This window comes from Teredinibacter haidensis, from assembly GCF_014211975.1.
Lineage (GTDB): Bacteria > Pseudomonadota > Gammaproteobacteria > Pseudomonadales > Cellvibrionaceae > Teredinibacter > Teredinibacter haidensis.
The window spans coordinates 1,504,811-1,526,658 of record NZ_CP060084.1; the positions used below are offsets into that span (position 1 = coordinate 1,504,811).

General features: G+C 45.9%; 16 protein-coding genes, 1 pseudogene and 1 riboswitch. Of the genes and pseudogenes, 12 read left to right on the plus strand and 5 right to left on the minus strand.

Annotated features, from left to right (window positions below; translation table 11 throughout):
* Window positions 1-73 precede the first annotated feature (73 nt).
* Window positions 74-205: riboswitch (cobalamin riboswitch) on the minus strand.
* A gap of 526 nt (window positions 206-731) precedes the next feature.
* The 3 genes from H5715_RS05785 to H5715_RS05795 all read right to left on the minus strand — a co-directional run bounded on the left by H5715_RS05785 (window position 732) and on the right by H5715_RS05795 (window position 3,310).
* Entirely contained in the window at window positions 732-965 is a 234-nt protein-coding gene (locus H5715_RS05785; protein WP_075187430.1) for a thioredoxin family protein, read from the minus strand.
* Between the two features lie 10 nt (window positions 966-975).
* Window positions 976-1,974 carry a permease gene (locus H5715_RS05790; protein ID WP_075187429.1) on the minus strand — a complete coding sequence of 333 codons (999 nt, stop codon included), beginning with the start codon at window positions 1,972-1,974 and terminating at the stop codon, window positions 976-978.
* Window positions 1,975-2,275: 301 nt separating this feature from the next.
* Window positions 2,276-3,310, minus strand: coding sequence for a DNA-binding protein (locus H5715_RS05795; protein ID WP_075187428.1), 1,035 nt, complete (start codon window positions 3,308-3,310; stop codon window positions 2,276-2,278).
* A gap of 270 nt (window positions 3,311-3,580) precedes the next feature.
* On the opposite strand from H5715_RS05795, the gene H5715_RS05800 reads away from it, so the two are divergent.
* From H5715_RS05800 to H5715_RS20190, 12 genes and pseudogenes are all read left to right on the plus strand, one after another.
* Window positions 3,581-3,970, plus strand: coding sequence for a BlaI/MecI/CopY family transcriptional regulator (locus H5715_RS05800; protein WP_075187427.1), 390 nt, complete (start codon window positions 3,581-3,583; stop codon window positions 3,968-3,970).
* Entirely contained in the window at window positions 3,967-4,935 is a 969-nt protein-coding gene (locus tag H5715_RS05805; RefSeq protein WP_075187426.1) for a M56 family metallopeptidase, read from the plus strand. The genes H5715_RS05800 and H5715_RS05805 overlap by 4 nt, the downstream gene beginning before the upstream one ends.
* Window positions 4,936-5,096: 161 nt before the next feature.
* Window positions 5,097-6,344, plus strand: a complete 1,248-nt coding sequence (locus H5715_RS05810) for a TolC family protein (RefSeq protein ID WP_075187519.1) — start codon at window positions 5,097-5,099, stop codon at window positions 6,342-6,344.
* Entirely contained in the window at window positions 6,341-7,591 is a 1,251-nt protein-coding gene (locus tag H5715_RS05815) for an efflux RND transporter periplasmic adaptor subunit (RefSeq protein WP_246434705.1), read from the plus strand. Before H5715_RS05810 ends, H5715_RS05815 begins: the two co-directional genes overlap by 4 nt.
* Window positions 7,592-7,615: 24 nt before the next feature.
* Window positions 7,616-10,735, plus strand: a complete 3,120-nt coding sequence (locus H5715_RS05820; protein ID WP_075187425.1) for an efflux RND transporter permease subunit — start codon at window positions 7,616-7,618, stop codon at window positions 10,733-10,735.
* A 46-nt stretch (window positions 10,736-10,781) separates the two neighbouring features.
* Window positions 10,782-11,648 carry a HupE/UreJ family protein gene (locus H5715_RS05825; protein WP_221892348.1) on the plus strand — a complete coding sequence of 289 codons (867 nt, stop codon included), beginning with the start codon at window positions 10,782-10,784 and terminating at the stop codon, window positions 11,646-11,648.
* Window positions 11,649-11,682: 34 nt separating this feature from the next.
* A complete protein-coding gene (locus H5715_RS05830; protein ID WP_075187423.1) occupies window positions 11,683-12,033 on the plus strand; it encodes a DUF6488 family protein in 351 nt (116 codons plus the stop codon).
* On the plus strand, window positions 12,033-13,088 hold the full coding sequence (locus tag H5715_RS05835; RefSeq protein ID WP_221892349.1) for a DMT family transporter: 1,056 nt from the start codon (window positions 12,033-12,035) through the stop codon (window positions 13,086-13,088). Before H5715_RS05830 ends, H5715_RS05835 begins: the two co-directional genes overlap by 1 nt.
* Window positions 13,089-13,115: 27 nt before the next feature.
* Complete coding sequence (locus H5715_RS20180; protein ID WP_246434707.1) at window positions 13,116-13,280, plus strand: hypothetical protein; 165 nt, start codon at window positions 13,116-13,118, stop codon at window positions 13,278-13,280.
* 215 nt (window positions 13,281-13,495) lie between these two features.
* The gene (locus H5715_RS20185; RefSeq protein ID WP_083608200.1) at window positions 13,496-14,008 is read left to right on the plus strand and encodes a tyrosine-type recombinase/integrase; all 513 of its coding nucleotides are present in this window, start codon (window positions 13,496-13,498) and stop codon (window positions 14,006-14,008) included.
* Window positions 14,009-14,090: 82 nt separating this feature from the next.
* Entirely contained in the window at window positions 14,091-16,094 is a 2,004-nt protein-coding gene (locus H5715_RS05845; protein ID WP_246434709.1) for a DUF4158 domain-containing protein, read from the plus strand.
* Window positions 16,066-17,012 (plus strand): annotated as a pseudogene (locus tag H5715_RS20190) (transposase). Before H5715_RS05845 ends, H5715_RS20190 begins: the two are co-directional and overlap by 29 nt.
* A gap of 493 nt (window positions 17,013-17,505) precedes the next feature.
* Here H5715_RS20190 and uvrB read toward each other — a convergent pair.
* Together uvrB and rlmKL are read right to left on the minus strand one after the other, a co-directional pair.
* Window positions 17,506-19,509: an excinuclease ABC subunit UvrB gene (gene uvrB / locus H5715_RS05850; RefSeq protein ID WP_075187422.1), complete on the minus strand. Its 2,004-nt coding sequence runs from the start codon at window positions 19,507-19,509 to the stop codon at window positions 17,506-17,508.
* Window position 19,510: 1 nt separating this feature from the next.
* On the minus strand, window positions 19,511-21,811 hold the full coding sequence (rlmKL, locus tag H5715_RS05855; RefSeq protein WP_075187421.1) for a bifunctional 23S rRNA (guanine(2069)-N(7))-methyltransferase RlmK/23S rRNA (guanine(2445)-N(2))-methyltransferase RlmL: 2,301 nt from the start codon (window positions 21,809-21,811) through the stop codon (window positions 19,511-19,513).
* Window positions 21,812-21,848 lie beyond the last annotated feature (37 nt).

Sequence of the window (21,848 nt, forward strand, 5' to 3'; positions counted from 1 at the left end):
CTTTGTTCCTGGCCCGGATGCCAGGGAATGAAAGCGCAAAATACCGACGACTTTCAAACCCGGGCCTTTACGCGAGACGCTGGTTAATAAGAAAGGTAATCGGACTTAAGCGGTCTGTAATATTCAGCCTGCTATCACCGTTGCGCGACAGTTCCGGATTCTCACCGGATTCCCCTATACTCAACCCTTAGCCACTATATGTGGTGGCCATAAATTGATGTGGCACAAGTTATAGTAATTAAGGCTGTTTGGCAAGTAGCGTTTTTAAGTGAATTGTGGTGCGTATTTATTTTACGTCATCAAAATTTATAGAACGTTAAATACTTGCAAACGTTTTACCTTGTCTTGGTCGCTCCCCTTAAAAAGTCAGAAGTATTAAGGCGATTTGTGCACTCATAACGACCGACCTGAAGCTCAGGACTGATGCCGCGCCAGATCGCTCCCGAACCTTGGAATATTGGTTTTCGGCGTCGCCTGGAAAAGGTCATACCAAAGGGGAAAAGGTAGGTATTTCCGCTGAAAAATACTTCGACTCCCAAGCTTCGGAGGCACAAAACAATATTTTTGGAGTTTGATTCACTTTTCCGTATTTTAAACAACCTTGTTGAATCGGTCGGTTTCGCACATTCAAAATCAATATTGGTGAGCATGCGGTTTACATAAGAGATGCTCGGCTTCATAAAATTGGCCAGCTGAATTCTCGTATGTTTCTATTTCTATCGTCTATAGACCTATTTTAACCAAGAGGCGATTTGAGATTGAGTAGGCACTGAACCACTATGAATTACTATTCCATCAATTACCACGGCAGGAGTACTCATAACGCCGTAAGACATGATGACTTCAGGACTTGTTTCTTTGGATACGTTGACGTCGCAATTTTCTTCTGTCGCAATTTCTCTAATTAGCTCGGCGGTTTTTACGCACTTGGTGCACCCGCTGCCGAGAACTTTAATGTTCTTCATAGTTATTTCCTCAGAAAATAGGGCTAATAAAGTTAAACACCCAACCAACAACAGTAAAAGCTGTTAGCAGTATGGCGAATAAAATACATAGAAGTTTCCACTGCATGACTTGCTTGAGCAAAATAAACTCGGGAAAGCTGGCCGCCACCGTACTCATGCAAAATGCCAAAGTCGTCCCCACTGGCAAGCCATTAATGATAAGGCTTTCCATGACAGGAATAACGCCGGTAGCATTCGAATACAGCGGAATCCCGAGAAGTACTGCGGCAGGGACAGACCACCACTGGCCATCACCGAGGCGGTTTTCGATCCAGCTATCCGGTACAAACCCATGTAAGACGGCCCCGAGACCCACACCGACAATAACCCACTTCCAAACGCGGGAAAAAATTTCTAGCGTTTCGGACTTGGCGAATGCGTGACGCTCTTTAAATTTTATTGGGGACTTAGCAAAAGTGATTATATCTTGATTGTATTGCGTTTTTCTACCGCGCTCCAAGGCCTTTGCTGCAAACGATTGAAGCCATCTCTCGGCACGAATCACATCAAGGAAAATACCACCGACAATCCCGACGAATACACCGACTAAAACGTAAAGAAAAGTGAACTTCCATCCAAGTAAGCTCACCAATAGCAGCACCGCAACCTCGTTGACCAATGGGGAGGTCAACAGGAAAGCCATGGTAATCCCGACAGGGATACCCGCAGAAGTAAAGCCTAAAAAAACCGGAATACTGGAACAGGAACAAAACGGTGTAATGGCACCAAAACCGGACCCGAGAAAATACCCAACGCCCTTATGCTTACTCGCCAAAAAATCTCTGACTCTTTCCACATCTAAAGACACGCGTAGTAAGGCAATAGTGTAGATCATGACCACCAGCAGCACGTAAATTTTACTGACATCTTCTATAAAAAAGTGTGTGGCGTCGGCAAGTTTACTTTGCGGATCGAAACTCAGAGCACCGTAGGTTATCCAGTCAGCAAGCTTTGTGAAAATGGTAAACATCAATATTCCTTAAACCAATTATGCATATTGATTCAGACTGATAGATGGCGAATACCAGCAGTTTAAACTTAACATTCACAACAGGGGAAAGCATCGAGCGCAACGACCTACTTTGATACGCGGTATCACATATACGAATAGCTTGTAATCTTTAAAATAAAATCCCATACACGTATTAGAGGTCCGGCCGGCAAAAAGGTTGAATTTAGCCACTTCGTACCTAACCTGATGATTTATATGAAAATATTGGTCATCTTCTCATGGAAGAATTGTGCGAATTTCACGCATCAATTTCTTTGTTTTAAGGTATTATGGGGCTCCCTTGCTCTAGTGCTAATTGGTCGCCAACGTTAAGCTTTTTCTCTTCTAGTAACCGATTCATCATACCTGTCTTAAATGAGACTTCCGCTTCTAGCTTGCCTATAGACACTGATGCCTCTGCCTTCCAGGTCTGTAGTTCTTCATTCAGTATTTTAAGCTTGTCGAGTTCCGCTGATTGGCCTTTCAATTCAGATACTTGTGCTTTAAGTGAATCTGCTTCCTCCGCTTTAGATTCCAATCGCGCTATTAATCTGCGCTGTTCAGATTCTAGGATTGAAGTATCTTTTTGCGTAGCGCTGAGTTCAGCCGCAAAGCGTCCGTTATCCTTATTTAACTGTGTAATATCGGTTTGTTTAACTGAAAGAGTTTGATTGAGTGTCCGAATTTCAGCTTGAAGCTGCTGATTATGCTGCTCATGCTTCCGTTGATCCTGATCGCGCTGATCTTTTACCGACGTTCGATAATGCTCCATGGATTCTCGGTTATGACAATGTTTTTCTTCCAACGACTCGATCTGGGTCTGCCTTTCAGCTAGTAGCGCCTGAAGTTTTTCTTCCGTTTGACTGGCTTGGGTTACTTTTGCTTTTAAAGCTTCTTCGGCGACCTTGCTCGCGGCTAACTCAGCGAGCGCGTTTTGTAGGCGAGACTCCTTTTCTTCAAGCGTTTTTTTATCGGCGGCTAACGTGTCCTCAAGCTCTTTAGTGCGGGTCATGAGCGACTGCACTTGATTCTGATGCCTGACGTGGTTCTCGTCTATAACCGCTTGCGCTTCCTGTTTTAGTGTGGAAGCCAGGCGGCCAACAAGCTCTTTTATCGGCTGGCTGAGCAGCGCCTCGTCATCCGGTCGACCCGACGCCTCCTCTTCAATCTCGCGTAGATAGCGATGGATGGTTGACTTGGAGCCGGTGTTGCCCAGCTCCACGCGAATTGCATCAATGGACGGGTTTTCGCCTCGACTGATTAGGGTTTCGCGCGCTTTGGATACTAATGCTTTGTTAACGCCGCCTCTTGCCATAGTTTACCTCTCGATATTTCGTACTGTATTACATACCATGTATATACATACTATATTAAACGCTATCCATAAAAACAGGTATATTTGTCCAAAAACCAGTACGAAATAAGGGCTTACGGGTTGCTTAGTCACTTCGCGTCATTGATTGAACTACAGTCTTAATCAAGCTGCACCCATACTTTCCGAGTTAAAAGCACGACAAAAACCGATAGCCAATCGGTTTTTGTCGTGCTACCTTACCGTCCGTATAAATTCAGCGTAATTGATATTATGAACCTTGGCGAACTCGAAAAATTAGTGCTTCAGCACATCTGGGATACTGGCGAAGTGGATGCGAAGCAAGTATTCGCACATTTTGAGAAATCTCGCGGCGGTACGTTAAATACGATCCAAAGTACCCTAGATCGCCTGTTCAAAAAAGGTTTGTTAAGTCGAGAAAAGCATGGGCACGCTTACCTATACAAAGCCGCAATAAATCGCAACGCCTTTATAGGACAATTAATCAATGATATCGCCAGTGATTTTGGTTCGACAAAAGACAGTCCTTTGCTCGCCGCCTTCTCCTCTCTATCTTCAGATCTTGACAATGAACAACTGGATGAACTCGAGCGACTGATAGAAGAAAAGCGTGCGACTTCTCGGACTGGTGGCGCAAAATGATTTTGGGCTATTTGGGGCTGAGCCTGAATATATTGTCAATTGTTTTTGTCAGTCTCTGCGCGTCGCTGATCTTTATCAGCATGACCTTATTCTTCACCCCGAATTCACTAAACCGTTTTCAGGCTAATGCTAGGATCAGTATTTTATGGTGCATTGGCATTCTGCCCTGGATTATCAGTTTATTTAGTGTTGCGTTACTCGTGCTCCCTGAATTAACGTCGAGTAGCGACACATGGCTAGCCACTGTCCTACATTGGCACCACATTTACCAATTTGAAATTCTTAGCTGGCATGGCGCATCGTTATGTGTGTTTTGTGTTATTTTTTTTAGTGTGTGTTTAGCGAAGTTAGCCAAAGCCATGAAGGCCAACAAGCAACTAAATCAGCTCGATTTCTTTATACAAAACGTTAATTCTGAGCAGAGCCTGACGGTTATCGAATCAGAAGAATCTCGAGCGTTCACCTCGGGACTTTTTAGTCCTAGGTCATACATCACAAGTGGGCTTAGCGATCAGCTGACCACACTAGAAGCAACCGTTGTTGCAGAGCATGAGTTAGCACACGCGAGGGCGCACGATCCACTGAGGAAATATGGCTTTTCACTATTGGCGGCTTTTTTTCCGACGTTTATTGCACAACAACTGAATAGTGATTTTTCACTCGCCTTGGAGCAGGCCGCAGACGAATCTGTGTTGTCTACGGTTAACGATGAAACGGTAATAGCTAAAACCTTGCTCAAAGTTTCCAAGTTAAGCCATAAAAACATAGGCACAGCAATGCCGACGCCGAATTGCCATTTCTCTACTCATCCGCTGACTTTGCGCATTGAGTCTCTTCTTAACGATAACAAAGGTCAGTCATTTCCGGTCTTATTAGTTTTATCGTTTTCAGTAATGGCAACTCTAGTCAGCACCTTGTCTGTTGATCTATTTCATCATGCACTTGAACGGCTGTTTAGCCACTAAATTATCTATTTTAACTTTACGCTTTTAAAGGAGCGCTAATGCGATTGCCTATCCCCTTTAGCACAACTAAAAAACCGACCTGCAATCGGTTTTTTAGTTGTTTACTTAAGCTTGCCGGCCTCTCCGGAGCCGTAATTTATTTCGGTCTGTCAGCATCCCTTATGGCAGCTGAAACTCCTCGGAACGAATTGACGCTCCGGCAAACGGTAGAACTTAGTTTGCAAAGCCACCCAATACTTGCGTCTTATCAATACCGCGTAAAGAGTGCCAATGCGCAGGCCCAACAAGCCGCTATTGGTGAAAAGCCGGAAATCAATCTAACGCTTGAAGATGCGCTCGGTACCGGCGAACAAACGGGACTCGACAATGCGCAATCAACACTCAGCATCAGTTGGGTTTTACAGGGTGGCCTGCTTGATCAGCGCGTCAAGTCTGCCCAGTCCAAGGCTGACGTACTGGAAATTGAACGTGACATTCAACGCTACGATGTTGCAGCGCAAACGGCACATGCGTTTTTAACGGTGCTGGCCTATCAGGAAAGATTAGTTGTGGCTAAAAATGCACAGCAACACGCCATTCAAATACTCAGAGAAATACAAAAACGGGTGGATGCTGGGCGCTCTCCGTCTGCTGATAAGTTGCAAGCTGAGGTTAATTTGGAGCGACGTGAACTTGAGGTAGAAGATATTCAGCATGAATTAACGTCGGCTAAAAAGGTACTGGCATCGCAATGGGGAAGCGCTAGTGTCGATTTTCTTAGGGTTAACGGAGCGCTAACGCTAAACGAACAAGTCATCAACTATGACACCTTGGAGAGCGGGATAAATAATAACCCTCAAGTGCGATATTTTTTAACGCAACAACGGGTTATCGACACTGAAATCACCTTGGTGCGTGAAGAGGTAAAAAATCGTTGGCGATTTAATACCGGGGTCCGACGATACGAGGCGACAGAAGATTACGGTTTAATATTTGGCGTATCCCTGCCGCTGGGTAAATCCACACGCAACCGGCATCAAATTTCGGCACTTAGCGCAGAGCAAGCTCGTTACATCGCTGATGCTCGCGCTAAAGAGATTCAATTGTCTACCCAGCTGTATGTGCTTTACGAAGAGCTTCAGCACAGCTATCACCTCAACAACGCACTTACACAGAAAATATTGCCGCGCCTGGAGCGAGCGCTTGTTGAAACACAAAAAGCCTACTCGCTGGGAAAATACAGCTACAGAGAGTGGTATGCCCTACAAAACGAAGTCTTGGATACAAGAATGGAATTGATCGACGTACGCTTAAAAGCGCACAACAATTTGACGGAAATTGAGCGTTTAACTGGGCTGAATTTAATGGGGCTGAACTTAATGGGAACGTCATCTGCAAAAGAATTTGAAAACAACGGGGATAACCAATGATTAACTCTCTTCTACGCCCTTTTATGCCTCTGCGCTCCTTTATAATTGCGCTTATTACTTTAGCTTTTCTTGGGTATACCTCTTTCAGCTTGGCCGTTGAAACAGAAGTTAAAGAAGCCGAACCTGAAAAAGGCGAGCACCGTGGTCGTTTGTTAAAAGATGGAAACTTTGTACTGGAACTCGCTATTTTTGAAACAGGTGTGCCGCCGGAATTTCGTGTGTGGGTTATGAATGATGGGCAGCCCGTCAAGCCGGAAGATGTTTCGCTGGTGGTAACGCTCACTCGCTTAGGTAACGTGGTTGATACGATCAACTTCAAACCACAAGCCGATTTTTTGCGCGGCGATATGGAAATTTATGAACCGCACTCGTTTGTAGTAACAATTAAAGCAGACCACCAAAGCAAGAAGCATCAATGGCAATACGATAACTTTGAAGGTCGAACACGTATTGAGCCCGCTGTAGCTGAGGCGATGGAGATACAAACCGAAATAGCCGGTGAAGCCACGCTGGTTGAAACCATCGAATCGTTCGGCAAGCTAGTCCCGCAACCCGACGCCGAGCGAAAAATTAGCGCGCGCTTTGAGGGTGAAATAACAAAAGTACATGCGCGCTTAGGGCAAACGGTAAAGGCTGGAGATAAGCTCATCACCATCAACAGCAATGAGAGCTTAAAAAGTTTCACCATTAACTCGCCCATTAATGGCGTCATCACCAGCAAAGCAGCCAATCCTGGCGAACAAAGTAGCAGTCGCACCTTGATGTCAATTGTTGATACTTCAAAGCTCACGGCGGAGCTATCGGTATTCCCAACTGATCGAAAACGCGTTGCTGTAGGCGCCGAAGTCACCCTGCATGTTAATGGACAAGAGGCTGCATTGACCGGGCGTGTGAACGCAATTGATGCGCAACTAAAGGCAAATCAAGCCAGTACCGTACGTGTAGAAATCGACAATGAAAATAATACGCTATCAGCGGGTCAATTTATTACCGGTGATATTGAAGTCGCGCGCTTTAGCGTACCACTAGCCGTTAAACGGATTGGCTTACAGGCCTTCAGAGACTTTACTGTGGTATACGCAAAAGTGGGTGACGAATATGAAGTGCGCATGCTAGAGCTTGGGCGTGAAGTGGGGGAATGGGTGGAGGTATTGGGGGGATTAAACACCAGCACCGAATACGTGACGGAAAACAGTTTTATTATCAAAGCCGATATTGAAAAGTCCGGCGCTTCTCACGACCACTAAGGCTTACCTGCTTAAGGAAATATCATGCTTGAATATTTGATTCAATTTGCTATCCAGCGTCGGGCCTTAATTATGGTGGCCGTGCTGGCCATCAGTGGTTTGGGCATTTGGAATTTTACCAAATTACCCATTGATGCTGTTCCCGATATCACCAACGTGCAGGTGATGATCAACACAGAGGCTCCCGGCTATACACCACAAGAGATTGAGCAACGGGTGACGTTTCCCATTGAAACCGCAATGGCAGGCTTGCCCAACCTGCAATACACACGCTCGGTTTCTCGTTATGGGCTTTCACAAGTCACCATTATTTTTAGTGATGACACCGACATTTACTTTGCTCGGCAGTTGGTGAATGAGCGCCTATCCAGCGCACGATCCAATCTTCCTCGCTTGCTGGAACCGGAATTAGGCCCTATCGCCACTGGCTTGGGTGAAATCTTTATGTTTACGGTGGACGCCGAAACCGGTGCAGTCAATAAAGATGGTTCACTGGTAACGCCCACGGATTTGCGTTCTGTACACGACTGGATAATTCGACCTCAATTGCTACGCGTACCAGGTGTGGTCGAAGTGAATCCTATCGGCGGTTACAAGCGCGAAATTCTAGTGGCTTTTGAACCTGAAAAGCTACTGGCGTTCGAGTTGACCCAACAGGATGTCATTCAGGCGATTCAAAATAACAATCAAAATCGTGGTGTTGGCTTTGTTGAACACAACGGCGCGCAATGGTTGTTACGTGTTCCGGGGCAAAAAGAAACGCTCAACGACATCGGAAATATTGTGATTCGCAGCAATCAAGGTGTACCGCTGCGCATTAAAGACATTGCCAATATTGAAGAGGGGAAAGAATTACGCAGCGGCGCAGCCACGCAAAACGGTCGCGAAGTGGTGATGAGCACCGTATTTATGTTGGTCGGTGAAAACAGTCGCACAGTGGCCAAAGCCGTGGCAGAAAAACTGGATGAAATTAAACAGGGCTTGCCAGAAGGCGTTACTGCAACGGCCGTTTATGATCGCACCACGCTGGTCGATAAAACCTTAAAAACGGTTCAAACCAATTTACTTGAAGGCGCATTGCTCGTCATCGTCATATTATTCTTTTTACTGGGCAATGTGCGCGCTGCCTTATTGACTGCAGCAGTCATTCCGATCGCTATGTTAATGACAGTGACAGGTATGGTGCATGCCGGTGTCAGTGCCAATTTAATGAGTCTGGGCGCCCTGGATTTTGGTTTGCTCGTAGATGGGGCCATCATCATTGTAGAAAATTGTTTGCGACGCCTCAGTCATGCGTCTTCTCCCGGCAAAACCTTGGACACAAAAGAACGCTTTGACATTGTTTTTCATGCAACACGCGAAGTGATTCGTCCCGCGTTATTCGGGGTATTTATTATCACAGCCGTTTACTTGCCGATTTTTGCGCTGACGGGTGTGGAAGGAAAAATGTTCCACCCCATGGCCTTGACCGTCGTGATCGCATTACTTTGCTCGATTGTATTGTCGATTACTTTTGTTCCGGCCTGTGTCGCATTATTGTTCAAAAAACCTGTCACAGAAAAAGACAGTGGCATTATTAAAGTATCGCGTTCTGTTTATGAGCCATTACTGAACATAGCGTTAAAGGCGCGCTGGATGGTAGTGGCGACGGCACTTGTATTGGTGGTGGGTTCGGCTTGGCTGGCTACGCGCTTGGGCAGCGAGTTTGTGCCCAATTTGGATGAGGGCGATATTGCGATGCACGCGCTTCGCATTCCTGGCACTTCGCTCAGCCAATCCATAGCGCTGCAAAAAACCTTAGAAGCTAACATTACAGATCTGCCAGAAGTTGCGCATATTTTTTCAAAAATTGGTACGCCTGACATTGCCACCGATCCCATGCCTCCCAGCGTAGCTGATACATTTATTATGCTTAAACCACGCAGTGAATGGCCTGACCAGAATAAAACCAAAACTCAAGTTGTGGACGATTTAGCCGCATTGGTGGAACCTATTCCCGGCAACCGATACGAGTTTTTACAGCCCATTCAGATGCGATTTAATGAGTTGCTATCAGGTGTCCGTGCAGAGTTGGCCATCAAAATATTCGGGGATAATTTTGAGCAGTTAGACAAGTTGGGTAACGATATTCAAAAAGCTATTTCCAGTGTAGAAGGTATTGCCGATGTGCAAATGGAGAAAACTACCGGCTTACCGATTATGACCGTGCTGCCCAAAATCGATGTGTTGGCGCAGTACGGCTTAGCCGTGAGTGAATTGCAGGACCAGCTGGCCATTGCATTGGGTGGTGAAGTCGCAGGCCAATTTTATCAAGGCGACCGACGCACGGATATTGTAGTGCGTTTACCGGAAGCGCGTCGAACGGATATGGATCGCTTAAAGTACCTACCCATTCAGCTATCTAACGACAGCGCTGTTCCCTTACAGGAATTAGCAACAATGGAGCTTGTGGAAGGCTTTAATCAAATCAATCGTGAAAATGGCAAGCGCCGTGTCTTTGTTACTGCCAATGTGCGCGGGCGTGATTTGGGTTCTTTTGTGGCAGACATTCAAGCAAAGATTAAAGACTCCGTAGACATTCCAGTGGGCTATTGGGTGGAGTACGGTGGTACCTACCAAAAGCTGCAATCGGCTTCAAAGCGTTTAACATTGGTGGTGCCGATCACGCTAATCATGATTGTAGGCTTGTTATTTCTCGCTCTGGGATCATTCAAAGATGCCCTCATTATTTTTACCGGTGTGCCACTTGCACTCACCGGCGGCGTTCTGTTTTTGGTGATGCGTGATATCCCGTTTTCTATTTCCGCAGCGGTTGGCTTTATTGCTTTGTCGGGTATCGCTATTTTAAACGGCTTGGTGATGGTGTCGTTTATTCGTGAATTAATCCACGACGGTTTAAGTGTTGAAAAAGCCATTATTGAAGGTGCGTTGACGCGGCTACGCCCCGTATTAACAACTGCACTGGTGGCGTCCTTAGGCTTTGTTCCTATGGCGTTAAATACCGGTATAGGTTCAGAAGTACAGCGCCCTCTTGCTACGGTGGTTATTGGCGGAATTATTTCGTCAACGTTGCTAACGCTGTTTGTGTTACCGGTGCTTTATCGCTTAGTGCACAGAGATAAGCAACTACTCAACCACGCCTAGACGAGTAAGACATCTTTAAGTTTATATAACAAATTTTGAGGATATTATGATACGACTATTAACGATGGGTTTGCTGTGCTTCATCAGTTTCAATGCTATATCGCACGGCATGTCAGCTGAAGATCAGGCCAGAATATTAAATGCGGGATACTTGGAATATATGCACCTGGGCGCCACGCATATGTTGTCTGGCTACGACCACTTGTTGTTTTTATTTGGGGTGATGTTTTTCTTAACCCGCTTTCGCGATATTTTAAAGTTTATTACGGCGTTTACAGTCGGTCATTCGATTACTTTGGTATTTGCAACGTTTTGGGGAATAACCGCGAATTACTATTTGATTGATGCCGTTATTGCGTTGACCGTGTGTTACAAAGCGTTCGACAACTTGGACGGATTCAAAAAATACTTCCAAACGTCATCGCCCAATTTAACATGGATGGTGTTTATATTCGGTTTGATCCATGGTTTTGGTTTATCTACTCGATTGCAACAATTGCCTTTGGGTGATCACAGTCTGGTATTAAAAATCCTTTCATTTAATGTTGGTGTTGAAGTGGGGAAAATTATCGCCCTGTGTGTGATGCTGGTCATTTTAATTGCATGGCGAAAGACTGCGTCATTTCAACGCTTCAGCAAGGCTGCCAACATCGCGTTAATGCTGGCGGGCGGTTTATTATTGCTGATGCAATTACATGGCTATCAACACACGGCATACCCCGATGATTTTCCACTAAATCAGGATGACCACCACCACACTCACCAAGATATGCAGCGAGAATCCTCACCTTTATCAAACTACCCCAAGAAGTTTGACCTCAATCAGAACAGTTTCCCAGAGAGTGTTCCCGAACAGCAAAAAGAGCAGCCAGACGAGCATTCACATGATGGCGAACATTATCACTCCCATTAACACCGTCACCAAAAATTAGCGAAAGGAAAACCCTATGAAAATTCTATCTACCGCTTTAATGGTACTGACATTACTTACATCTCAATCATTGTTCGCGCATAGCGACCACGCCCATGGCCCTATTTCAGAATCCGCTGCACAGTCGCTAGCGCTTGATGTTGCCACCAATTTATCCTCCCGTGATGCAGGACTCGGCTTCGGTCAGCTTCCCAAAACTTGGACATCGGTACCGACCAAGAATGTTGCCATTACTAAAAAAGGCCCAGGTTATTACATTGTCTCGGTTCTGAATGAAAGCGAAAAGAAGACACTCTACATTCTGATGTCCGACGGCGGTGAAGTATTTGACGCAAACTTTACCGGGGAATTTGAAGGGGTTAAGTAGTGATCCGATTGCCCACTGGCGTGCTGTACGCAATCAGTGCGGCTTTTTTGTTTGGCGTCAGCACGCCATTTGCCAAGCTGTTATTGGAGCACATGTCCCCCGTAATGCTGGGTGGTGTGCTGTACTTAGGCAGCGGCATAGGTTTGCTTGTCATTCGGCTACACAGGGACAAACGTTGGGTCTCCCCAGGTTTGCCAAAGAGTGAATGGCCTTGGCTGATCGGTGCAATCGTGTTTGGTGGTTGTTTGGGGCCGGTATTGCTAATGCTAGGGCTTTCGCAAACCAGTGGTTCATCAGCCTCTCTTTTGTTGAATGTGGAGGCGGTTCTTACGGCCGTTATCGCCTGGATCATTTTTAAAGAAAACGCCGATCGCCGAATTGTCATCGGTATGATAGCGATTGTCCTCGGTGGCGTTATCGTATCGTGGTCTTCAGCAGCTATGGAGGGGACGAATGGCACATGGCAAGGGCCGATTTATATTGTCGGCGCATGCTTATGCTGGGCCATCGATAATAATCTTACGCGAAAGGTTTCTGCATCCGATGCACTGTTTGTTGCGGGCAGTAAAGGATTTGCCGCTGGTTTCGTCAACTGTAGCATCGCGTTATCACTGGGCTTTCAGATACCGGCATTCTCAACATTATTTACGGGAGCTTTACTCGGATTTTTGGGTTACGGTCTTAGTCTCGTACTGTTTGTGCTTTCATTGCGGCATCTGGGGACGGCAAGAACAGGCGCTTATTTTTCAACGGCGCCGTTTCTTGGTGCGGCGGTATCCATTGAGCTGCTCAACGAACCAACTTCGCTACTGTTTTGGTTGGCTGCAATCTGCATGGCCGTGGGAGTATGGTTACATTTAACGGAAAATCACGATCATACGCATACGCACGAACCGCTTGAACACAGCCACCCACATCGGCACGACGGTCATCACGAGCATGAACATGAGTTTGGTTGGGATGGAGCTGAACCGCACATACATAAGCACCAGCATGCTCCAGTGACCCATAAACACCCGCATTATCCCGATATCCATCATCGACATGAGCATTGAAATCCATTATGAAGCGAGACGGACGCTATGAACAAAATTGACCAGTATATTCATGCCGCTACGCGAGAAAATACGCGCAAAAGCTATCGTGCTGCGATTGAACATTTTGAGGTTTCGTGGGGTGGTTTTCTTCCAGCGACTGCGGATAGTGTTGTCTCCTACCTTGCCCACTATGCGCCAACGCTGGCTTAAAGCAACGACTCGCCGCAATCGCGGCCTGGCACAATGATCAGGGTTTTCCTGATCCCACTAAATATCCTCATGTTATAAAAGTACTTAAATGCATTGCAGAGCTTCACCCGCTAATTGAAAAACAAGCAAAGCCCCTACAAGTTGAACAACTTAAAATTCTCGTTAACAGAATCGAATGTGAGTGTGCTTCGGATGCTTGCACAGCGGCTAAACGCTTGAAGCTGACTCGTGACAAGGCACTCATTCTTGTGGGTTTTTGGCGGGCATTTCGCAGTGATGAATTGACGTGCATGACGATCGAAAATGTGCAAGCGTCTTACGCAAAGGGTCTTGATATCTTCCTGCTGAGAAGCAAAACAGATAGAACTTATCAAGGGCGGCATTACAAAGTCCCGGCCTTGAGTCCGTTGTGTCCAGTATCTGCTTTTTTCGAATGGATAAATTTGTCTGGGTTAACGTCAGGACCCGTGTTTCCAGGGATTAACCAGTGGGGCACGATTGCCCCCAAAGCCGTACACCCAACAAGCGTGATCACCATCATCAAAAACTACTGTATTGACGCAGACTTCGACAATGCACATGCATTTAGCAGCCATTCTCTTCGGCCGGGGGTTGCCATCTGGGCGAATGCAAATCAATGGGATACCAAAACATTAATGGCCTACGTGGGCTGGAAAGACGTCAAGTCTGCCATGCGTTATATCGATGCTGCAGGACCCGTTTATTGACGAACGGTTGACTCAAGAGACTCCTGTGGCGAACCTAAAAGCCAGTACCGACAATAATGCGACAGGTAAGTGATCATTTCCCATGGGAGCTATCTACCAAACAGCGTATCCACGTGTCAAAACAGATATATCTGCAGACGAGTTGGGAGAAGTCTACACACCAACAGACGAAGAGATAGCATTCTCAATTCGTAATACCAAACGATCGAGTGCTTCATTTCTCGGATTGCTGGTTCAACTGAAAATGACGCAACGACTCGGACAATTTGTTGCACTACGTGATATTCCACACGTTATCATCACGCATATCAGAACACATAGTCGCTCTAGAACGACCATTAAGGAGCTCCAGGCCTACTTTGTGTCCGGCGCGAAAGATCGCCATGTAAAGCTCATCCGCCAGCATTTGGGAATCACACTTTATGACATCACAAAAACCAATCTACTTGTAAAAGCCTGGGCCCTGGAAGCCGCCACCACCAAAGAAGCGCTACCAGATATCATCAATGTAACTCTTGAATATTTAGTCAAGGAACGTTTTGAGTTTCCGGGGTTTTCCGTAATTGAGCGAATCTGCGAAACGGCTAGAGTTGAAGCCAACACCGGTTATTATGAGCGACTGTGTGGCTACATTACAAAAGAAAATCAACACCATATTTCGGATTTACTCCAATCCAGCAGCGGCGTAAATGGCTTTGGATGGAGTACATTAAAAAATGAACCCAAGCGTCCAACGCCTCGCAACATTCATGCATATATCCACTATTTGGAATGGTTAACCTCGCTGCAAACTCTCTTACCAACAGATTTAGGCTTACCTCCTGTAAAGCATCAACAATTCATTAACGAAGCTAAGGCCTTAGACTACGCTGAACTCATGCAGCTTAAGGCCAATAAGCGCCTTGCCATGGTGATCGTTTTGATTCGCCACCAATACGCACACACTCTCTATAATGCAGCAGACATTTCGATAAAAATACTGCAAAATCTCGACCGAGCGGCGCAGAAGCTATTAGAACAATATCTCGCCGACCATCAAAAAAAAACAGACCATTTAGTTTCTGTTCTGACGGGTACCGTGAAAGTCTATTTGAATAATCCCGATTCCGTTGCAGCCTATGATCCGATTTTAGGAAAAAATAGCACTCAATTATTAGACCTGTGTGAGCAATATATGGCCTACGCGGGAAATAATTATTTGCCCTTTATCGTTCAACTTTACAAAAAACAGCGTGCAGCTCTATTCCGTACGATTGAAATACTCAACTTGGCGTCCGCCACGGCGGATAAAGATGTACTTAACGCTTTCCAGTTCATTTTAAAGCACAAAAAACGCCGAACCGATTTTTTGTCAATACAAACCGACCCCAACGACCCAGCATCTAAAAACGAGCTCAATATTCGTTGGATTCGCGATAAATGGTGGAAATTAGTTACGGGTAAAGCAACCAAGTCGGCACAGGTGACTGAGGTGAATAATATCTCTTTCGAGTTGTGCGTGTTTGAGCGTATTGCGGAAGAGTTGGGTACTGGCGATTTATTTATTCCCTACAGCGAAACTTTTGATGATTATCGAGAGCAGTTAATCAGTTGGGAGGAATATGAAACCCAATTGCCTACCTACTGTAACGAAGTGGGGTTGGTTGTCGGAGATGTTGAGTTTACACGCACCCTAAAAAAGAATATGGCAGCAGTGTGTTACAAAGCGGATAATCTTTTCCCTGGCGATGAATGGGTCCGGATTGAAAAAGGGAATTTAGTCATTGGAAAGCCAAGATCGGAAAAACCGTCACCAGAAATTGAAGCGATCGGCACGTTACTGCATGAAAGGCTCGAAAAAATCAATCTTCTCGACGTCATTATCTATGTTGAAAAATGGCTCAATCTCAACAAACATTTTGGCCCCTTGTCGGGCTTAGAATCTCGCATCAGCGACCCGGTTGACCGTATTTTGTTACGGAACCAACATCGGTCCAACCGAAACTGTACGCTCCGTTCAAGGCGTCACTCGGAAACAGGTGGCTTGACTAAACCTAAAAAGGACGACCGAAGCACGCTTGGACAAAGCCATAGCCAAGATCAATAACGAGTACAAAAAATACCGCTTAATCGAATGCTGGGGATCAGGTAACACCGTCTCGGCGGATGGTAAGCTTTGGGATCTTTACGAAGACAATTTACTGTCTGAATACCATATTCGTTACGGTAGTTATGGGGGGATCGCGTATTACCATGTCTCTGACACCTACATCGCCTTGTTCAGTCGTTTTATTCCTTGCGGAGTATATGAGGCCATCTATATTTTGGATGGATTGCTCAATGACGAATCCGACTTCAATCCAGATACGGTACATGGCGATACACAAGCGCAATCCACGCCGGTGTTTGGTTTGGCTCATTTACTCGGTATTAAGCTGATGCCGCGCATCCGCAACATCAAAATCTCAATTTTTACAAACCGGATCGTGCCATGACATTGAAGAACATCCATTCGCTCTTTAATGATCCCATTAAATGGGATCTCATCGAAAAACATTATGCCGACATGATGAGAACAGCGATGTCAGTTAAGGCGGGGGAAATTACAGCATCGACCATTTTACGGAGATTTGGAACGAAGAATCGGAAAAATAAACTCTACTTTGCGTTTAGAGAACTCGGGCGGGTAGTACGAACAATGTTTTTACTTGAATATATCACCGACATAGATCTGCGAAAGACAATTCAAGCGGCTACCTGTAAAAGTGAAGAGTTCAACGAGTTCGCTCGGTGGCTATTCTTTGCAAACGGAGGAAAAATAGGTGTCAATCTAAAACATGAACAAAGCAAAATTGTGAAATACAATCACCTGCTAGCCAATTTTGCCATTCTTTACAACGTAAACGCCATGACTGAAGTGTTTAACCAGCTGAAGGCGGAAGGGCATAACATCACCCGGCGCACATGGCCGCATTCTCACCGTATCATACCGAGCACCTGGGAAGATTGGGTAGTTTTGAGTTAGATTTGACTAAACCAGTCAAGCCAATGAGTTTTGAACTCTTTACCGAATAGTTACTTTGATTTCAAATGGCTACGATCGAAGTGGCTAAATTCAACCTTTTTACCGGCCGGACCTCTATTACCTCTTTGCATTAGAGCGAGTATCAACCTATTCATCAATAAGCGAATTCGCCCAAGCATCAAGAAAAATAACGGCCAGTGCGTGATTGTGCCACCATCGTTACTAGCAGCGGGGTTGATATTCGTATCCACTTAAGTAACAGAAAAAGTGCTTCCATTTAGCGGAAAGTTAGCTACTAGAGGCTCAGCTTGATTTTCAACGATGCTTACAGTTGAGCAATGTAAGTTGCGATCAACCTCAAGAGGGTTCTGACGCCACTAAAAATGGCATCGACAACAGGGTGCGATGGAGAGCAAGACATCAATTTCGTGGTTGCCCGGCGGCGGGGCAATAGCAAGAGAAAGGAGCCTACCAGCGCCCTACCGCTTAAACTTCACAAACTCTTTTCTTTTAGTTGGTGAATGGTATCTCGCAACTGTGCGGCCTTTTCAAATTCGAGATTCTTGGCCGCCTCGAACATTTCTTTTTCCAAATCCTGAACGTGGTGCCACAAGTCCTTGCCTTCCGGTACCTCCAGAGCATAACGCCCGCGTTTATCGGCGACTTTTTTACGGCTGCCCGGTTTTGATCCCGGTGCTCTTGCGCCTTCCATTATATCCGCAATCGATTTTACAATTCCCTTTGGAGTAATGCCGTGTTTTAGATTATGCGCCATTTGTTTTTCGCGACGGCGGGTGGTTTCATCTATCGCCCGCTGCATGGAGCCAGTAATTTTGTCCGCATAGAGAATTGCTTTACCTTTAACGTTTCTCGCTGCTCGACCAATGGTTTGAATAAGTGATCGGTCCGAGCGTAGGAAACCTTCTTTATCTGCATCGAAAATCGCAACCAGCGACACTTCCGGCATATCGAGCCCTTCACGTAACAGGTTGATCCCCACTAGCACATCGAATTCGCCGAGCCGTAAATCGCGAATGATCTCGACCCGCTCGACAGTTTCAATATCAGAATGTAAATAACGTATTCGAACGCCGTGTTCCATCATAAACTCAGTCAGGTCTTCGGCCATTCGTTTTGTTAGCACTGTAATTAAAATACGTTCGTTGTTTTTTACCCGCTGATGTATTTCCGATAAGCAATCATCTACCTGTGTGCTGGCGGGGCGGATTTCCAGCTCCGGATCCAGCAGGCCCGTGGGTCGCACGACCTGCTCTACCACCTGCCCCTGATGTTCCTTTTCGTAATTTCCCGGAGTAGCCGAGACAAAAACCATTTGCGGGGCGAGATTTTCCCATTCATCGAATCGCATCGGTCGATTATCTAAAGCTGAAGGTAAGCGAAATCCGTATTCAACAAGCGTTTCCTTGCGGGAACGGTCGCCTTTGTACATGCCCCCAATTTGGGGAACGGTTACGTGGGACTCATCAATCACCAGCAAGGCTTCCTTTGGCAGGTAATCGAATAGTGTAGGTGGTGGCAGGCCGGCTGCGCGACCGGATAGGTAGCGAGAATAGTTTTCAATGCCGGTGCAGTATCCCAGTTCGCGCATCATCTCCATATCGTATTTGGTGCGCTGTTCCAATCGTTGAGCCTCGACCAGTTTATCCATTTCTCGAAATTGGTCTAATCGCTCTTTCAGTTCTTCTTCAATATAATCGACCGCATTAAGCACGGTTTGTCTAGGTGTGACGTAGTGGCTTTTGGGGTAGATCGTTGCACGCGGAATTTTTGAAAGGATTTCACCCGTAAGGGGATCGAAAACGGAAAGCTGTTCAACTTCGTCGTCGAACAGCTCCACTCGAACGGCTTCCGCCTCGGAGTCGGCAGGAAAAATATCGATAACCTCGCCCCGAACTCGGTATGTCGCGCGCTGAAAGTCAATATCGTTCCGCGTGTATTGCAGCTCCGCCAAGCGGCGTAAAAGCTTTCGCTGGTCAATTTTATCGCCCTGCACTAAGTGCAGCATCATTTTCAGATAGGATTCAGGATCGCCCAAGCCGTAAATGGCGGAAACGGTGGCCACAATTATGGCGTCTTTACGTTCCATAAGCGCCTTGGTTGCGGAAAGGCGCATTTGCTCAATATGTTCGTTTACAGAGGCGTCTTTATCGATAAACGTATCTGAAGATGGTACATAGGCTTCTGGCTGATAATAGTCGTAGTAGGAAACGAAATACTCAACGGCGTTGTCTGGAAAAAACTCTTTAAATTCGCCGTAAAGCTGTGCAGCCAACGTTTTGTTGTGGGCCATAACCAATGTAGGCCTCTGCACTTTCTCTACCAGATTAGCGATCGTAAAAGTCTTGCCAGAACCCGTTACACCGAGCAGGGTTTGGTGTGCCAAGCCAGCTTCTATACCTTTATATAGGCTCGCAATTGCCTTCGGTTGATCACCGGCAGGTTTGTAGCGGCTATGCACTTTGAACGGCTTGGGCATATCAGGCTTCTATTTTCCAGCAGCAATGTATTTTTGCGTTGGCCGCAAAATCTGGGTCCAGTGTTTGCGTGGTAATATCGGTAACCTTGAATTGAGAAAGCAACTCATTATCCAGTTTAAAGCTGCGCAGATTCGTCGAAAAATACAGCGTTCCGGCGGGTTTCAATAAGTCCATGCATCGGTTTATCAAATTCACATGGTCTTTTTGGATATCCAGCACATCTTCCATACGTTTTGAATTGGAGAAACTTGGTGGGTCAAGCATAATCACATCAAAGCCCTGGCGGCACTGTTTCAACCAATCAAAGCAGTTGGCTCGTATCAACTGATGGCTGCTGGGATTGATAGTGTTTAGTGCAAAATTACGCTTAGCCCAATCTAGATATGTATTGGACATATCAACACTCACCGAGCTGACCGCACCAGCTTTTGCCGCATGAACCGTCGCGCTTGCCGTATAACAGAAGAGGTTTAAAAAACTTTTACCTTTTATTTGTTTTGCTATTTGCTTGCGCAACGGCCGATGATCCAAAAACACACCCGTATCCAAGTAATCCTTAAGATTGACTTCCAGTATACAATCGCCCTCTTGTATTCGGCTCGTTTCAGCACTGTTTTGTTTGTTTAACTTTTCATATTGCTCTTTACCACGATTACGCTTGCGTACTTTGACAATAATATTGTCTTCATCTAATTCAAAAACAACCGCACAAGCATGAACCAAATCGTCGAACCGTTCTTTTGCTTTCTTCTCATCAATAGTTTTCGGTGCAGCGTATTCCTGAACATGTAACTGAAGCGGGCCATTAACTAACTCGTACACATCTATTGCTGCAGAATATTCGGGCATATCCGCATCGTAGACGCGGTAGCAATGAATGCTCTCTTGCTTGATCCATTTATTCAGTTTTTTTCGGTTTTTACGCAGGCGATTCGCAAACATTTGCGCACCTGAACTTAGTGGTCTCTCTTTCAGAGGTAGGTGAACCGCCTGGTTTGCGGAAATATTTTTTGCGCCTGAGGACGATCCCACCCGAAATTTATCCTCTTCCCTTTCGACACTTCCGGTCGCCGTTAAGTCATACAGTAACAATTCACTGGCTATGGTGCCGTTATACAGCTGGTACTTTTTCTTTGGTCTCAATCGCATTTCTCGGGCGAGTTCTCTGTTACCGGTAAAAACGCCCAACTGCCACCCAGGGAATTCCCGTTTACACGTTTGCGCTAGCGTTAGATAGGTTTCCCGCAGAGCCTCGGTTTCGCCCAAGCGCTCACCGTATGGGGGGTTGCAGATAATTAGGCCATTGTTGATTTCACGGTGGGTGGGTATTTTAAATTCCCCAACGTCTTTCGTTGTTACCCGAATGAACTCGTCGAACCCCGCCACTACGATGTTTTTACGTGTTGAGCCGAGAACTCTGGGGTTAATATCGTAGCCGCGAATCTCTGGCAATGTTCGTTCACATGCTGTTTTATGTATGAGTTCAGCGTCGTCAATTAGCCCCTGCCATACGTCTTCGTTATGCTGTTTCCATTTTTCGAAGCCAAAGCCAATCACTCGTGGAGTAAACTCCTCATCAAAAGACGCGTAGGTTTGTTCTTTATGCAGACCCTTTGAAAAACGCGCCCGCAACAATCCGGGAGCCATTTTTGTGGCCATCATCGCAGCTTCCAACAAAAAGGTGCCAGAACCGCACATCGGATCGAGCAGAGCTCCGCCCTTTTCTGCAATCTCTTCCCAACCAGCTCGCTTAAGAATGGCTGCTGCTAGGTTTTCCTTAAGTGGTGCACCGCCCTGCCCGACGCGATAGCCACGTCTATGTAAGCTATCTCCACTTAAATCCAGGCTTAAATGCACGACATCTCTCGCAAGTCTGGCGTTTATACGGATGTCTGGAGACGTTTTATTAACATCAGGGCGCGTACCACTTAACTCTCGAATCCTGTCTACCACACCATCTTTGACGGTTTGCGCGCCAAATTGCGTATGTCGTATCGCGTCATTTGTACCGAGGAAATCAACGATTAAACTTCCATTTTCCGGAAGATGGTCTTCCCACGGAAGCCCCTTTACCAGCGCATGTAAATCATCTGCGGATGCAACTGGCCCTTTGGCCAAGGGCAATAGAACTTTATTAGCTAAGCGCGACCATAAACATACTTTATAGGCATGACGGATATCGCCACTAAAATAGACACCTGCAACAGTTTCTCTTAAATTACTTGAGCCTAGCTCTTCAAGCTCTTGTTTTAAAAGGTTTTCTAACCCTTTAGGGCAGCTGGAAAAATAATTTTCTTGCATTAAATTTTATGCTCTCAGGAGATATCAGGCGTTCTGC

Bases quoted from the DNA above. Each gene is read 5' to 3' on its own strand.
- H5715_RS05810 (WP_075187519.1), top strand. From the start codon at position 5,097: ATGGCAGCTGAAACTCCTCGGAACGAATTGACGCTCCGGCAAACGGTA.
- H5715_RS05785 (WP_075187430.1), bottom strand. From the start codon at position 965: ATGAAGAACATTAAAGTTCTCGGCAGCGGGTGCACCAAGTGCGTAAAA.
- H5715_RS05790 (WP_075187429.1), bottom strand. From the start codon at position 1,974: ATGTTTACCATTTTCACAAAGCTTGCTGACTGGATAACCTACGGTGCT.
- H5715_RS05825 (WP_221892348.1), top strand. From the start codon at position 10,782: ATGATACGACTATTAACGATGGGTTTGCTGTGCTTCATCAGTTTCAAT.
- H5715_RS05845 (WP_246434709.1), top strand. From the start codon at position 14,091: ATGGGAGCTATCTACCAAACAGCGTATCCACGTGTCAAAACAGATATA.
- H5715_RS05820 (WP_075187425.1), top strand. From the start codon at position 7,616: ATGCTTGAATATTTGATTCAATTTGCTATCCAGCGTCGGGCCTTAATT.
- H5715_RS05805 (WP_075187426.1), top strand. From the start codon at position 3,967: ATGATTTTGGGCTATTTGGGGCTGAGCCTGAATATATTGTCAATTGTT.
- uvrB (WP_075187422.1), bottom strand. From the start codon at position 19,509: ATGCCCAAGCCGTTCAAAGTGCATAGCCGCTACAAACCTGCCGGTGAT.
- H5715_RS05800 (WP_075187427.1), top strand. From the start codon at position 3,581: ATGAACCTTGGCGAACTCGAAAAATTAGTGCTTCAGCACATCTGGGAT.
- rlmKL (WP_075187421.1), bottom strand. From the start codon at position 21,811: ATGCAAGAAAATTATTTTTCCAGCTGCCCTAAAGGGTTAGAAAACCTT.
- H5715_RS05795 (WP_075187428.1), bottom strand. From the start codon at position 3,310: ATGGCAAGAGGCGGCGTTAACAAAGCATTAGTATCCAAAGCGCGCGAA.
- H5715_RS05815 (WP_246434705.1), top strand. From the start codon at position 6,341: ATGATTAACTCTCTTCTACGCCCTTTTATGCCTCTGCGCTCCTTTATA.
- H5715_RS05830 (WP_075187423.1), top strand. From the start codon at position 11,683: ATGAAAATTCTATCTACCGCTTTAATGGTACTGACATTACTTACATCT.
- H5715_RS20180 (WP_246434707.1), top strand. From the start codon at position 13,116: ATGAACAAAATTGACCAGTATATTCATGCCGCTACGCGAGAAAATACG.